Origin of the sequence: Dysgonomonas sp. UBA7630 (assembly GCF_002483985.1) — a bacterium.
Classification (GTDB): Bacteria; Bacteroidota; Bacteroidia; order Bacteroidales; family Dysgonomonadaceae; genus Dysgonomonas.
The window spans coordinates 98922-113765 of record NZ_DLIY01000001.1 but is presented as its reverse complement, the minus strand read 5'-3'; the positions used below and the strand labels follow the sequence as shown (position 1 = coordinate 113765).

The window sequence follows — 14844 nt, the reverse complement described above, 5'->3', positions numbered from 1 at the left end:
AACCTCTTTTTAGTTTTGTTTTTATCTTGTCAGCTTTACATTCTGTCGGGAACTTCAATACCTAAGAGAGACATTCCACTTTTCACTACACGCCCTACGTTATCGGAAAGTATCAGCCTGAAATTCTTCAAATCTGTATTTTCTTCTTTTAGGATAGTATAGTCGTGGTAAAACTGATTGTATTCTTTTACCAAATCATATATATAATTTGCGATCAGAGCCGGATTATATTCATCTCCCGCCTGTTTTACAATTGATGCGTATTCGGCAACTTGTTGCACAAGACCTTCTTCTTTTACACTTAGCGAGATATCAGCAGAGAGTGTTGTCGGAATAGAGATTCCTTGTTCTGCAGCCTTACGCAGTATCGATTGTATACGTGCATGTGTATATTGAATAAACGGACCTGTATTACCATTAAAATCAATCGATTCCTTTGGATTGAAAGTCATATTCTTTTTAGGGTCTACTTTCAAGATAAAGTATTTCAGAGCACCCATACCCACCATACGGGCAATGTTATTAGCCTCTTCTTCACTTACCCCATCAAGCTTACCAAGCTCTTGCGATGTTTCTTTTGCTGTTGCAATCATTTCATCAACCAGATCGTCGGCATCTACAACAGTACCTTCACGCGATTTCATTTTGCCCTCGGGCAATTCCACCATTCCATAAGAGAAATGCACAAGGCCTTTTCCAAACTCAAAGCCTAATTTATCTAAAAGGATAGACAGTACCTGGAAGTGATAATTTTGCTCATTACCTACAACATATACCATTGTATTGATCGGAAAATCATCGAAGCGCAACTTAGCCGTACCTATATCCTGTGTCATATACACAGAAGTACCATCGCTACGGAGCAGCAACTTGTGATCTAATCCATCTGCGGTAAGATCTGCCCATACAGACCCATCCTCTTTCTTATAAAAGATATCCTTTTGCAAACCTTCAAGTACGGTTTCCTTACCGTCTAGATAAGTTTGAGATTCGTAGTATATCTTATCAAAGTCTACGCCCAGACGCTTATATGTTTCGTCAAATCCGGCATAAACCCAACTATTCATATTTTCCCACAACGAAACTACTTCAAGGTCTCCGGCCTCCCAAAGACGAAGCATATTGCGAGCCTCGGCCATCAATGTAGACTGAGCCTCGGCCTCTTCTTTAGACAGACCTTTAGATTGTAATTCTGCAAGTTCTGCTTTGTAATGTTTATCGAACATTACATAGTAATCACCAACGAGGTGATCGCCTTTCTTGCCACTAGATTCAGGAGTTTCTCCATTTCCCCATTTCTGCCAAGCGAGCATCGATTTACAGATATGGATTCCCCGATCATTTACTATATTTGTTTTTACAACTCTGTTTCCATTTGCTTTTAACACTTCGGACAGAGCAAACCCCAACAGGTTGTTTCGTATATGTCCCAGATGTAGAGGTTTGTTTGTATTTGGAGATGAATACTCTACCATTACCAGAGGAGAATTATCATCAGCCTTTGTTATGCCATAATTTTCTACGGTATGAACTTCATTTAACACATCAATCCAGCAAGTAGTAGCAATGGTAAGATTAAGAAATCCTTTGATCACATTAAAGCTACTTACCTCCGATGTATTCGCTTTAAGCCACTCTCCTATCTCCTGTGCTGTTTGCTCAGGTCCTTTCTTCGACATTTTCAGAAAAGGAAATACAACTAAAGTATAGTGACCTTCAAACTCTTTCTTTGTTTTTTGTAAAGAAAGCTGCCCTGCTGTCACCACTTGTCCATAGAGCGAATCTATAGCACTAATTATTACCTCCTGTAATCTTATCTCTAGCTTCATATATGATTTTGAAAATTACTTATTCAGGTTGCAAAGCTAAGAAAAAAGTACCCTATAAGGTAGTTTTAGGGCATAAAAAAAAGTAGGAAAGATTATTCCCTACTTCTTTTTTCTTTTTTTAATCAATTATAGTGCAGCTAAATCAGCACCAGCTTTAAACTTAACAGTTTTCTTAGCTGGAATATTGATAACAGCTTTAGTTCTAGGGTTAATTCCTTTTCTTGCTGCTTTTTGAGTTACAGAGAATGTACCGAAACCAACTAGGGCTACTTTGCCATCTTTTTTCACTTCTTCTGTTACTGATTCAATAAAGGCTTCAAGAGCTTTTTTAGAATCAACTTTGCTCAATCCTGATTTTTCAGCAATTGCATTGATAAGTTCTGTCTTGTTCATAATAATTGAATGTAAATGATTTAATTAAACATTATATAACCGAATTGTTTTTTGAATACATTTCTAGTTCTGGCACTCAAATATAAGTGTTTTATTTAATAATCATAAAAAAAAATAGGAAAAACTCATTAGAATTCAGAAAATATCTAAACGTAAAGTGATTTTCCTCAAGAAAAACAAAAAATATCTGTAATTTTGGGCTTTTGAAACGAAAAAACAAGATATCAAGATGAATCAAAATAGCTCGGGATTCATGAGTTCGATTCCGGTAGTTACCCGAAACCTTCTCATCATTAATATACTAGTATGGCTAGCTCAGTTTTTATTAGGTAGGGTTATAGAAATAGATAAATACCTGGCGCTACACTTTTTTGAGTCAGATCTTTTTATGCCTCATCAAATAATCACTTACATGTCNNCCGCCCATTTATTTTTTAATATGTTTGCTGTTTATATGTTCGGTAGAACACTTGAAATGGTATGGGGGCCGAAGAGATTCCTTGTATACTATTTATTAACTGGAATAGGAGCAGCAGTAGCACAAGAGTTAGTATATGCAATAGAATACAGAGAAATTGTATTTAACTCAGCAATAATAAATGTAAATATAGGAGAACAAATAATTAACAAACAAGATTTCTACAACATACTGCCCCCAACATTAGGAGCTTCCGGTGCAGTATTCGGAATATTGGTTGCTTTTGGTATGTTATTCCCTAATGTTGAGCTAATGATGCTTTTCTTCCCTGTACCGATAAAAGCAAAATGGTTTGTTATAGGATACGGAGTAATTGAGCTCTTTTTAGGAATTGCAAATAGTGCAGGAGATAATGTCGCACACTTTGCGCATTTAGGGGGATTGATCACCGGATTTTTCATAATACTTTACTGGCGTAAGAAAGGAAAAGCAAATGGGCACAATTTTAGAGAATATTAAATATCGGTTTAAGCAGAAAGATATACTCATACAGCTTATAATCATTAATATCGCTGTATTCTTGATTCTTTCTGTTATCGGTATTATAGGTAAGTTATTTAAGATCGAAACATTTAACTTAATACCTTACATTGCGGTAACATCAGACCTCTCTCTACTGATAAAACGTCCGTGGACATTATTGACCTATATGATTGTCCATCTCGACTTCTTCCATATACTGTTCAATATGCTTATGCTCTTCTGGTTTGGGCAGATATTCCTGAGTTATTTCAATCCTAAAAATCTGGGAAGCCTGTATTTGCTGGGAGGTTTGGCAGGTGCTATATTGTATATCATATCATTCAACACGATACCATATTATTTGGAAATGAATCATCCCCCAATGATAGGAGCATCGGCTTCAGTCATGGCTATTATCTTTGCTTCTGCCTTCTACAGGCCTAATGCCGAAGTAAGCCTTTTCATGGTGTTCCGTGTAAAGATTATCTATATCGCACTTTTCCTTTTCGTTATTGATTTTATATCGCTAGACAGCAATACAAATCCCGGAGGACATATCGCTCATATAGGAGGAGCCCTGATGGGTTATCTATTTGCTAAACAATACCTGAAAGGGAAAGACATAACCCGATGGATAAACAAAATAATCGACTCTGTTGCTAACCTAACCAAACCAAGCTATAAAAAGAAGATGAAGGTTAAATACAAAAGACCTGAAACCGACCAGCAATATAATCAACGTCGCCATAAAGAAACAGAGGAGATAGATCGTATTCTGGACAAAATAAAAGCTTCGGGTTATAGCAGCCTTAGCTCAGACGAAAAAAAACAGCTATTTGATGCGAGTAAAAAATAAATTATCCAAGATTAGAGTTGGTCGATTTATCAAATATACTGTATTCGCTACCAACCTAATCGCTATTATCATACTCATCTTGTCAACTCTTGCATGGTATGTAGTTCCATCTCGAGTTACATTTATCGCTTATCTGGGGCTCGGCTTTCCTATTATCCTATTTATAAACATCCTGTATCTGATACTTTGGGTTATTACCTTCCGATGGAAATATGCACTGGTTCAACTGATTGCAATATGTGCATTCTGGCAACCTATATTAACATGCTATCCAATTCACTTTAAAACAAAAGAAAAAGATATCCCTCAGAAGCATATAAAAGTACTCACATACAATGTGCGTGCTTTCAATTGGTCGAAAGGTGAAGCTGCAAGAAACAATCCTATATTGGAATACTTGGTCAACTGCAATGCAGACATAATTTGTTTGCAGGAATTTGCTGTATCACCCGCCAACGGCAAGAACAAGAAGAGTATAATATCGGAGGCGGAAATAAAACAAAAGTTGAAAGATTATCCTTATAGCAGAATCATAAAGCTGGGATCATCGCGAGGAAACCTTATATATGGATTAGCCTGTTTTTCTAAATTCCCGATAGAGAAGGCTGAGCGTCTCCCGTTAGAAAGTTCATACAATGGATCTGCTATGTATGAATTAAAGATCAATAAGAGAAAGGTAACACTTGTAAATAATCATTTGGAGTCGAACCGAATAACATCTGAAGACAAGAAACTATACAAAGAATTCTTCAAAACGAGAGATAGAGAGATGATCGGAGAGGTAGCTATGAATGTACAAACCCGGTTAGGTGCAGCTTATAAGATAAGAGAAGCACAAGCTAAAATAATACGCTCGATCATAGACAAACAGGAAACAGATGCTACTATTGTATGCGGAGATTTTAACGACTCACCTATCTCTTACGCTTATTATACAATCAAAGGAGATAACCTTGTAGACTCTTATGCGAACACTGGTTTTGGACAAGGCATCACCTATCATGAAAACAAATTCTGGTTCCGAATAGATTTCATCATGCACTCTATGGCTTTTCAGTCATACAACTGTACGGTTGACAAAATTAAATATTCCGATCATTATCCGGTTTGGACTTATCTAGCATTTAAAGAGCAATAATCATCTTATTCTATTGCAAAACAGAGCATAAAAAAAGGTTGATCCGTAAGAACCAACCCCTTGTATTTTATAGAAATCATATATCTATCTTACTGTCGATACCGGATGTTTATTTCCCTTATAACTCTTTAGAATTGCTCTTGTAGAACCGATATTCAGCTTCGAGTCAAGGCGTACAGGCATGCGGTTATTATCATTTGTAATATATACCTTCATGGCTTCTTTTTTATCGCTGAAGGCATCATCCATGATACTCAATACAAGTTTTATGCAGCTGTATTTATTTTTATCATTGGCTTCAACGGTTTCTATACCATCGTATTCTATAATCATATTTACTTTTTTCTTTCCCGAGATAAAGTCTGTTTTTGTTGTTTGTCCTTTTCTCATCGAAGAAAAATCTAAAGTTCGAGCATAAAAAACCACACTCATCATATCATATATACACGAAGAAGATGTCAAGGTCTCATCAAAACGGAAAGATCCATTTTTGTGGCGCTTTGCTCTTATAATAACATTGTTTCCGGTATACGTATAGCGCACCTCTTCTTTTGTATAGTCCTTTCCCTCAAATGCATCCTTGATATATGCCAACGGCACAAGGTCTTTGGTTGTATAGCACGACAAAGTATCGTTTAACGCAAATACTTTACGGACAGTTCCCGTAGACTGAGCCATCAATGTCATTTTGTAAGCGTCAGTGCCATTATACTTTTCCGAAATGGTTTTCAGCGAGGAAGTACCGGCTTTTGTATAAATGATTCCGTATTTGAAATAAAGATCATAAGACAAATCCTCTCCTGCCTGAAAAAATGTATTATTTAATTTACATTGAGCATTTGCATTCAAGCCGAATAAAGCTGAAAGCATAATTATGATTCCTGTAATTTTTTTCACCATAACTTTTATTTTATAGTTTGCCAAGTTTTTAATTAAAAGCTATTCGTATTGTTGTAGCTATTATTAGAACTATTTCTATTCCTACCTGTCGTATTCCCCTGCTGGGTAGTAGTATTATTTTGGTTTCTAGTCCGTTGATTTTTAGCGTCTTTTTCCTCTAGTTTTTTCTTTCGCGCTTCTTTATCCTCGGGTTTCTGTTTCGTTATATCCAACGGTTTCTGACTATCCATGCTATTCGGATTAATCCTCCAAGCGGGGTTATTCTCTTCAATCTCAAAGTTAGCCTTTACTTCGATTGCTTTGCCCAGATAGTAAACCAGTTCGGGTTGAAGTTTCATATCATAATCTCCCGTATCCCAAACTCCATTATTATTCCTATCGAGGACAATACGAGCATAATATGTTCCGGGATCAACGTCTTTAAAAACCGCAACATTATCTATGACTCTGGATTTACGAATTGGTTTATCCGACTTATCTAAAATTTCCATAAAAGAAGGAATACTATCTACGCCTTCCACCCATATAGCCAATTGTCCGTACTGATCTTCATTCTTCACTTTAAAGTTCTGTTCCAGCTTATTATTCCATAATCCGTAGATACTATAAATTGAAGCCGAATCTATCCTCATCTGATATTCTGAGCCATACGTCCATCGATTTTTGATAGAATATTTTCGTGGATTCACAGAATCTACAACAAGTTGAACAGGAATGTCGCTATATATACTATCTTTCTTCTGGCGAAGTACGATTTTACTTATCAGAGAATCTGTCGTAATAGGCTCATTAAATTCTAACTGAATATTTTTATAGGTATCCCACGAAGAATTCAAATTATTATTAATCGTTAAGAAGGTAATTGGGAGCTCTTCTCCCTCTTTAAGCTTTTTCTTCTCTTTCTCCTTTTCTTTTTCTTCTTTATCTTTATCTTTCTTTCGAGTACGGTCTATAAACTTCAATGTATCCGTTGTTGGGATTAACTGGTTTAAAGAGTCTGTCTTCATATAAGATACACGCAGCATAAGAGTATCATGAGCCATCAGAGCTTTATCTTTCATCCAATAGATCAGGGTATCATTCTTTGGTGTTTTTTCTAATATAGCCCAATTCTCTTTGTTAAAATTGAGAGGCTCTACTTCCGGCATTGTTGTTGGTGCACCAAAGAACAGCGAAAGCTGATTTGGTGTACGCTCATGTTTTTGCAGATATTGTCGTTGAAAACCCGATTTAAAAGATCTCAAAACGATATTATCGGGTAAGAAGCGTGTATATTCTACTGTTTTAATCGTATCAATCTCTTTCTTGGGTGTTTGTTTTTGATTCTTTGCAGTTTCAGCTTCATGATCGTGATCATGATCATGCTCTATAAATATGGTATCAGTCCTTAGAGCCCTTTCTGATGTAGGTTCGATTATAGTTTCCATAAAAGCTATCGCCTCAGCAGGATTATCATACATATAATCTCTGTTGGCATCAGCCAAAGCGTATATCTTATATTTCCCCGGTGCTACACCCTTAATAGAAAATACCCCGGCACTATTGGTACGCCCGATACGATCAAATTTCAGTTTGGTAAAAGCAGAATCTTCCAGATTGGCATGCAATCCGACAAAAATTCCTTTCACCGGCTCAAGGTTATCTGCGGTTATCACCTTACCGGAAATAGCCAAAGAGTCAACAACATCTCCTGTAGAAAAGGAATATGAAAAATTTTCTAAAGGATTCTCCTCATTATTATCTACAATGGCATCCGTAAAATCTACTGTGTAAGTAGTATTCGGCATAAGAGTATCTCGCAATTCTACTGTTACCCGCCTGTTTACGGAGTGTATAATTGGAAAAGCTTTTTGCGGAGGGGTGATAATCACATTCTCCGAAGGATTCTTTATTGTTACATTCTCATCAAAATCTATCGTTATTTTTCCTTTCGCCACACGAGTTGCATTAAAACCCGGCGAACTACGTACCACCTTCGGAGGGTCGAGATCAACCGGTCCTCCTGTTGGCGTAGCCATATTTGCACAGGCTACAGCGATCAAAATAGTGACTACTAAAACAAGTGATAATGAGATATATTTCTTTATGGACTGTACCATGTTTTATTTAATTTAACGCAAAAATACGATGTTTTATAGATAAATAGGTAAATAGGGTTATAAAATACTTTAACAGAACGCTTATCTGTGGAAAGAGTTGTTTAAAATCAATTGACTTTCATTTCCCATATTAAAAAGCAAATCCACAATACTCATATTTTCCACAAACCCTAGTTTTTGTTCAAAAACCTGATAATAAGGAATTGACACAAAGGAAGGATCTAGCGACAAATCTTTCTTCGGGTGAATCACATCCCGCATATCGAGCTCATGATCTTCAAATGCCGTCTTATATTCGGATGTGTATTCTATCACAGGCAATTCCATATTGAGCAAACCCAGAATAAGAATTCGCAGTTCTTCATTAAAATCGAATAAAAAAGAATATTTCTTATGATAAAACGGATGAAAATCATCCTGATAGTATTCAAAAAAAGGAGTTGAGTTGTAAGCCGAAACAATCGCATTCCAATGCATATGCTGCCAATTGCCATGATCAGCAATACGAATATCCTTCGTCAATATTTTTTCGGAAGATGAATGAACGACAGGGATAGATAAAGGAATAGGTTCATTAGCCGAAACAATCATACTGCGATTGCGATACGACTGTTTTGTGTAATTCTCATTCTGCTCAATAAATATATGGTCTCCCTGCACAAATTTTGCATAATACTGAATAGGTGCCAAATAGGCCGATGAAAGATATATATTCATTACAGAATCAATTTACAGAAGTAAAACAACGTTCTTTTCTTATGTTTCCATCATGAGAGCTATACCAGATAAAACGAACTTTGCCTATTATATTCTTAAAAGGGATAAAGCCCAACATACGAGAATCTAATGCATCATTCGTATTGTCTGACAACATCCAATAGTAATCGTCTTGAAACGTATAAGTTGTCTGCTCTTTTCCCCCGATGTATAACTTATCATTAATAACATGGGCATTACCTTCCTGTTCTTGCAGTATTAGCTGCTTATACATGTTAATATTCAGACTATTAACACTTATAAGTTTACCCTTCGACGGTACTATCAAATGATAATTTTGAGTTGTATCGGTCTTACAACATATAGATACAGTGGAGTCTTCTATATTTTCATTAATAATAAAAGCCTCTAATTTATTCAGGAGAATACTTATTGTATCTGCTCTATGCTTCAAGCTACGAATAGGAATATTATGCTCTTCCATTATAGCCTGTATATCCTTTAAAGAGAGAATATGCATAGAATATTCATTCATAAGGTCGGGAGAAGCAATATGATTTATACGATTAAGGGATAGAAGTCCTTTTTCTACTGAAACGGTATCACCGGGCATTGCAATACAACGGCTGACGATGAGATCCTTCTTATCCAATGGCTTACCAATATCCATCGGATTGTTGAACAAGACAATATCGTTTCTTTCAATCTTTTTCTCGAGTATTCTTTTGTAAGGAGCTTCTATAGATGTGAGATATGAGCGAACTCCAAATATTTTATCAAAAGTAAACGGAACAGTTAATATCGTAATAGGCAAACGAACACCGTATGATGTTTTATCAATAAGTACCTGATCACCTTTCTGAAGAGATGTTTGCATCTGAGATGAGGATATAGTATATGACTCTACAAAAAAAGTTCGTATAAATAACACAATGAGCAAAGTAATCAGAATCACTTTGCCCAAATATGTATAGATATTTTTCTTTTTTGAAGACATTTTTCAATCCCCAATTTTAGCTTATTATTTTTTATTGCCGGATGTGAAAAGTCTGTTCCAGCGTATTCCGTTCTTATCTTTATCCAAAGAGAGCCATATAAACAAAGGTTTACCTACAACATGATCTTCAGGAACAAATCCCCAAACACGCGAATCGGCCGAATTATCTCTGTTGTCTCCCATCATAAAGTAATAATCCAATTTGAATGTATAAGAATCAGCCTGCTGCCCATTAATGTAAACTTTTCCATCACGATAGTCAAAATCGTTTAGTTCATAATTCTTTATACAACGTATATATGTTGCTACCTTACGATCTACATCAGTATCAAACTTAATTGTTTCACCTTTTTTAGGTATCCATAGAGGATGCAAATCTCCAGGTTGTGTTTGCATGTCATAAGTGATGGGATAAATAGTAGGCTGTACAAACTTTTGCCCCATTCTATTAGCCAACTTATAAAACTGATTTAGAGGAATTACTTTTTCTACAAATGGCTTTTGTTTCATTTCCTCCACCATTTCTTTAGTCATATTTACACCAGTATATAAGAGTCCTGGATTTCCATTTTTAGCCTTAGGAAAAATTGCCCTCACATACGAAAGGCTATCCACTTCGCCCAAATCCTGATACATTCCTATTCTCTTTTTGTCTTCCTGGCTTAATCCCAAATCATCGAAAGCAGCCGAAGATATATCTGTCCCATTGGTTTGCACACAATATAACAACTGCATTTTTTCAGGACTTTCTATTGGTTTACCATTGATATAAACAGTATCACCCACGATAGAGATTGTTTCGCCTGGCAATCCGATACAGCGCTTTACATAATTTTCTCGTCTGTCTACAGGGCGATAAAGTATGTCGCCGTATGTATTCTTATTTGTCCAAACTTGGCTTCTTCCGGCTTCTTTGCACAAAACATAGTAATCTACTTCCTGAAATTTTGAAGCCACAGTATCTCCCGATGGATAGTTGAAAACAACTATATCATTACGCTCGATATGCCCTGTTCCTTTGAATCGTTTGTATTCTAGCTGTGGTTTTTCAAGATATGACTTAAATCCAAAGAAAGGAAAAGTATGCTGCATCAACGGTAACGAAAACGGAGTCATTGGAGAACGCGCTCCATAGCTCAGTTTGCTAACACATAGGAAATCACCGACTAAAAGAGATTTCTCTAAGGATGAAGATGGAATCTGATAGTTTTGGAAAAAGAAAGTATTTATAAAATACACTCCTACCAGTGCAAAAAGGATAGCATCGACCCAATCGAGGATACTCTTCACTTGACGGTTGTTAGATTGTTTCCATCTACCCCAAGGAACAAATTTAGTGATGTATATATCGATAAAAACAGGGATCAGGATCAATACAGCCCAATACCCGGTCCAGATAACAAACGCAATACAGCAAACACTTGCTAGAATGGCATATATCCATTGCTTCATCCCCGGTTTGCGGCGTTCTCTTTTATTTTGCTGATTCGAAGACTTCTTTTCCATATCTTATTTTAAAATTTGAGCATATCACCCATTCCAAGGAATCCTTTTTTACCATTGGTAAATTCGGCAGCCAACACTGCACCAAGAGCAAAACCCACACGGCTTTTAGCATCGTGCTTTATAGTTATAATATCTGCTTCAGACTCATATATTATTTCATGTATTCCGGGAACTTCTCCTTCACGAATACAATGTATAGGCAAGTCTGTTTGTTTTTCTTCTACTTCCAGGCTCCAACGTTCTTTGCGGTCAACCTCCTTTATAAGATCTTCAGCCAGCGTGATAGCCGTTCCACTCGGCGCATCCAATTTATGAATATGATGTACTTCTTCCATCTTTACTTCATAGCTTGGATAGTTATTCATAATCTTTGCCAAATATTTATTCAGGGCAAAAAAGATATTAACACCAAGACTATAATTAGAAGCATAAAAGAAAGTTTTTCCCTGTTCAGCACAAGCTCTCTTTACTTCGTCCAAATGTTCTAACCACCCTGTTGTTCCTGCAACAACAGCAACACCAACTTCAAAACATTTACGATAATTTTGTATGGCGCTATCAGGTGTAGAAAACTCGATTGCAACATCAGCACTTTTGAATGCCGGAGAATTAAACTCCTCCAGATTGTTCATATCAATGATTGATACAATATTGTGACCTCTTTGCAGGGCTATCTTTTCTATCTCATGCCCCATCTTACCATATCCTATAAGTGCTATATTCATTCCGAGAGTTAATTTAATGAGTAACTAAAGCCTACAAATATACATAAAAACTTATTTCTTTGAGATTGGATTTCTAATTTATCCCTGACTATTAGTCTATTTTATGCTAAGGAAATTACAGTTAATAAGAAATATAAACATAAATTATCTATTATTTTCATTTAACTAAATTTCAAGGCGAAAACAATAAACATAATCAAAAAAATAATATCCTAATAAATATAGAAACTTTATCTGCTTCAACATACTAGGAGCAGGCAATATTGAACTTTACATTTATATATTTTCCAAAAAGAGGATAACTTTTTTCTAAGGTTATCCTCTTCTTATTTTTGATAACAATTAAGTTGAGTCTTAAATAAAAATTTGGCTTATTCACAAAATCACAAATGTATGTACCAAACTATCTTGGGAAAGTATGCCAACAAAAAAAAGACTGCCTAGATAATCTAGACAGTCTTTCAGTATTATAAGATTATTATTTAATCAATAAAATCTACAGTTTCTTCCCCAATCATTTTACGAAGTGTATTTTTCAACTTCACATATTGGATAAACAAATCGTGCTCTGCTATCTTACTTGGTTCATGCATTGGGCTCTTGAAGTAGAAAGACAACCAGTCTTGTATTCCGCTCAGACCTGCACGTTTCGCCAAATCGGAGAACAATACAAGGTCAAGACATAGAGGAGCAGCAAGAATAGAGTCTTTACAAAGGAAGTCCACTTTCATTTGCATTTTGTAACCCAACCATCCGAATAGGTCAATATTATCCCATCCTTCTTTGTCATCATTGCGAGGAGGATAATAATTGATACGTACTTTATGATAAACATTTCCATAAAGTTCAGGATACAGTTCTGGTTGAAGAATATTGTCTATAACTGAAAGTTTCGACTCTTCTTTCGTTTTGAATGAACCCGGATCATCCAGTACTTCTCCGTCACGGTTTCCAAGAATATTGGTTGAGAACCATCCATTAAGACCCAACATACGAGTTTTGAACATTGGAGACAATACTGTCTTCAACATAGTCTGACCAGTTTTGAAGTCTTTACCACAGATAGGAGTCTGAGTTTTAGCTGCTAGTTCCCACATTGCAGGAATGTCTACTGTAAGGTTTGGTGCTCCATTGATATATGGAATACCCATTGACACTACAGCATAAGCATATACGTTTGAAGGAGCTAAATCTTTATGATTTTCCTTAAGTCCTTTTTCGAATGCTGCTAATGTTTTATGAACTTCACCAAGCGGAGTGAAAACTTCAGTACTTCCGCACCAGATAACTACGATACGATCGCAATTATTTTTTGTCTTAAAATCTTGGATGTCTTGTTTTACTTGTTCAGCTAATTCCCATTTAGTAGGAGCTGATTTTACCCATGTACCGTGTAGACGTTTAACAAAATCTTGATCGAACACAGCTTTCATTGGTTTGATTGCTTCCAATTCGTCTTTCACCTTGTTCAGGTCGTCTTTTGTCAACACATCTGCGTGTACTGCAGCTTCGTATGCATTTTCTTCGAAGATATCCCATCCACCGAAAACAACATCGTTAAGATCTGCCAAAGGTACAGCGTCTTTAATCTTCGGAAAGCGATTTTCTTCCCTTTTTCCCAGACGCATTGTAGCTAACTGTGTAATTGAACCTACAGGAACACCTTGCCCTTTACGTGTTAATAACGTTCCTGCCATGAATGTTGTAGCAACAGCTCCAACACCAATTGTTAGAATACCAAGTTTACCCTTGGCTTCTTTCACTTGTACTTTTTCCATTTTTAATTAATTTTTAAAATACACTGCAACCCGCAGTAATCCTTTAAACCGGAGACTTTACTTCATCAGGATATTATCTCCCGAATTCATAAAATCCTATATAATAGTATAGTTTCAGTGAAGATCTGTTTTACTTTATTCTCCCAACCCGGGCTTTTCTACCATACAAACGGTATCCATTACTAAAGCAGATAGTCAGACTGACTCTATAGTATTATCAATGTATTCAAGTATTGCCTTTCAATCTAATTGAAAGATAGATTTCAACTCCATGAAATCCGTTATAATTATATCAGCCGTAGCATTTTCGTCATCGTCACCCCAGCCCAAGCCTTTGAGCCAAATAGTTTGGCATCCATTTTTTGTAGCAGGAACAATGTCTTTCGTATAAGAATCTCCAATAACTACAATGGAAGAGCCCGGAAGACCAAGCTTCTCAACGCCTAATCCAAATATGGCAGGATCGGGTTTTCTTATACCGACAACAGCCGATTCTATAATATCATCAAAATATTTAAGTAAGTCAAAATCGCCTAATACAGACTGTACATTTCCATAGAAATTAGATACCAAAACCATTGGATAACGGTCTTTGAGTGCTGTAAGGATATCAACTTCCTTTCTAATTAAATCTTTTACAAAGTTATAACATTGATCTGAAATTGCAAGGCTATATAACTTTGTCTTATCATTTTCCTTCAAGAAGCCCTTCTCCAAAAGATATTCTATTTGAAGAGTTACTTTCTTTTTCAGTAAAACATGAAAGTTATCTTCGGGTAATATAACAAGGTTAGCAGCCAGATAACGTTCTACATATACAAACGCCTCACGGAACTGTTCTTTGGTTACAGGAACCTCATTATCCAAATATGATTCCCATAAAACTTCAGCCCAATGCTTACCATTGCTATCTATAGTACCTCCGTAATCGAAGATAATCCCTTTTACTTTTGACAAATCAAACAT

General features: G+C 36.1%; 13 protein-coding genes. 3 read left to right on the top strand and 10 right to left on the bottom strand.

Annotation, left to right across the window (positions count from 1 at the left end; all coding sequences use genetic code 11):
- Positions 1-35 precede the first annotated feature (35 nt).
- Positions 36-1829 (bottom strand): arginine--tRNA ligase, encoded by a 1794-nt coding sequence (gene argS, locus B3P17_RS00465; protein WP_252637876.1) that lies wholly within the window; start codon positions 1827-1829, stop codon positions 36-38.
- 126 nt (positions 1830-1955) lie between these two features.
- On the bottom strand, positions 1956-2222 hold the full coding sequence (locus B3P17_RS00460; protein ID WP_006841918.1) for an HU family DNA-binding protein: 267 nt from the start codon (positions 2220-2222) through the stop codon (positions 1956-1958).
- 253 nt (positions 2223-2475) lie between these two features.
- Between B3P17_RS00460 and B3P17_RS00455 the strand changes: the two genes are divergently transcribed.
- Genes B3P17_RS00455 through B3P17_RS00445 form a run of 3 tightly spaced genes read left to right on the top strand, consistent with a single transcriptional unit; the run spans position 2476 to position 5156 of the window.
- Positions 2476-3159 carry a rhomboid family intramembrane serine protease gene (locus B3P17_RS00455; protein WP_291102505.1) on the top strand — a complete coding sequence of 228 codons (684 nt, stop codon included), beginning with the start codon at positions 2476-2478 and terminating at the stop codon, positions 3157-3159.
- Complete coding sequence (locus B3P17_RS00450) at positions 3134-4018, top strand: rhomboid family intramembrane serine protease (protein ID WP_252637877.1); 885 nt, start codon at positions 3134-3136, stop codon at positions 4016-4018. The genes B3P17_RS00455 and B3P17_RS00450 overlap by 26 nt, the downstream gene beginning before the upstream one ends.
- Entirely contained in the window at positions 4002-5156 is a 1155-nt protein-coding gene (locus B3P17_RS00445; protein ID WP_252637878.1) for an endonuclease/exonuclease/phosphatase family protein, read from the top strand. Before B3P17_RS00450 ends, B3P17_RS00445 begins: the two co-directional genes overlap by 17 nt.
- A gap of 84 nt (positions 5157-5240) precedes the next feature.
- Here B3P17_RS00445 and B3P17_RS00440 read toward each other — a convergent pair whose 3' ends face one another.
- The 8 genes from B3P17_RS00440 to B3P17_RS00405 all read right to left on the bottom strand — a co-directional run bounded on the left by B3P17_RS00440 (position 5241) and on the right by B3P17_RS00405 (position 14844).
- Positions 5241-6056, bottom strand: coding sequence for a DUF3108 domain-containing protein (locus tag B3P17_RS00440; protein ID WP_006841914.1), 816 nt, complete (start codon positions 6054-6056; stop codon positions 5241-5243).
- A gap of 32 nt (positions 6057-6088) precedes the next feature.
- Positions 6089-8155: an Ig-like domain-containing domain gene (locus B3P17_RS00435; RefSeq protein ID WP_252637879.1), complete on the bottom strand. Its 2067-nt coding sequence runs from the start codon at positions 8153-8155 to the stop codon at positions 6089-6091.
- Between the two features lie 81 nt (positions 8156-8236).
- On the bottom strand, positions 8237-8872 hold the full coding sequence (locus B3P17_RS00430) for a WbqC family protein (RefSeq protein WP_252637880.1): 636 nt from the start codon (positions 8870-8872) through the stop codon (positions 8237-8239).
- A gap of 7 nt (positions 8873-8879) precedes the next feature.
- Positions 8880-9869 (bottom strand): signal peptidase I, encoded by a 990-nt coding sequence (lepB, locus tag B3P17_RS00425; RefSeq protein WP_252637881.1) that lies wholly within the window; start codon positions 9867-9869, stop codon positions 8880-8882.
- A 24-nt stretch (positions 9870-9893) separates the two neighbouring features.
- Entirely contained in the window at positions 9894-11375 is a 1482-nt protein-coding gene (gene lepB, locus B3P17_RS00420) for a signal peptidase I (RefSeq protein ID WP_252637882.1), read from the bottom strand.
- A gap of 8 nt (positions 11376-11383) precedes the next feature.
- Positions 11384-12100, bottom strand: a complete 717-nt coding sequence (gene dapB, locus B3P17_RS00415; RefSeq protein ID WP_252637883.1) for a 4-hydroxy-tetrahydrodipicolinate reductase — start codon at positions 12098-12100, stop codon at positions 11384-11386.
- A 482-nt stretch (positions 12101-12582) separates the two neighbouring features.
- On the bottom strand, positions 12583-13878 hold the full coding sequence (locus tag B3P17_RS00410) for an inositol-3-phosphate synthase (RefSeq protein WP_006841908.1): 1296 nt from the start codon (positions 13876-13878) through the stop codon (positions 12583-12585).
- 240 nt (positions 13879-14118) lie between these two features.
- Complete coding sequence (locus tag B3P17_RS00405) at positions 14119-14844, bottom strand: HAD family hydrolase (protein WP_252637884.1); 726 nt, start codon at positions 14842-14844, stop codon at positions 14119-14121.

Excerpts from the sequence above, each read along its gene's own strand:
- B3P17_RS00430 (WP_252637880.1), bottom strand. The coding sequence starts at position 8,872 with ATGAATATATATCTTTCATCGGCCTATTTGGCACCTATTCAGTATTAT.
- B3P17_RS00460 (WP_006841918.1), bottom strand. The coding sequence starts at position 2,222 with ATGAACAAGACAGAACTTATCAATGCAATTGCTGAAAAATCAGGATTG.
- argS (WP_252637876.1), bottom strand. The coding sequence starts at position 1,829 with ATGAAGCTAGAGATAAGATTACAGGAGGTAATAATTAGTGCTATAGAT.
- lepB (WP_252637882.1), bottom strand. The coding sequence starts at position 11,375 with ATGGAAAAGAAGTCTTCGAATCAGCAAAATAAAAGAGAACGCCGCAAA.
- dapB (WP_252637883.1), bottom strand. The coding sequence starts at position 12,100 with ATGAATATAGCACTTATAGGATATGGTAAGATGGGGCATGAGATAGAA.
- B3P17_RS00410 (WP_006841908.1), bottom strand. The coding sequence starts at position 13,878 with ATGGAAAAAGTACAAGTGAAAGAAGCCAAGGGTAAACTTGGTATTCTA.
- B3P17_RS00440 (WP_006841914.1), bottom strand. The coding sequence starts at position 6,056 with ATGGTGAAAAAAATTACAGGAATCATAATTATGCTTTCAGCTTTATTC.
- B3P17_RS00450 (WP_252637877.1), top strand. The coding sequence starts at position 3,134 with ATGGGCACAATTTTAGAGAATATTAAATATCGGTTTAAGCAGAAAGAT.
- B3P17_RS00435 (WP_252637879.1), bottom strand. The coding sequence starts at position 8,155 with ATGGTACAGTCCATAAAGAAATATATCTCATTATCACTTGTTTTAGTA.
- lepB (WP_252637881.1), bottom strand. The coding sequence starts at position 9,869 with ATGTCTTCAAAAAAGAAAAATATCTATACATATTTGGGCAAAGTGATT.
- B3P17_RS00405 (WP_252637884.1), bottom strand. The coding sequence starts at position 14,844 with ATGTTTGATTTGTCAAAAGTAAAAGGGATTATCTTCGATTACGGAGGT.
- B3P17_RS00445 (WP_252637878.1), top strand. The coding sequence starts at position 4,002 with ATGCGAGTAAAAAATAAATTATCCAAGATTAGAGTTGGTCGATTTATC.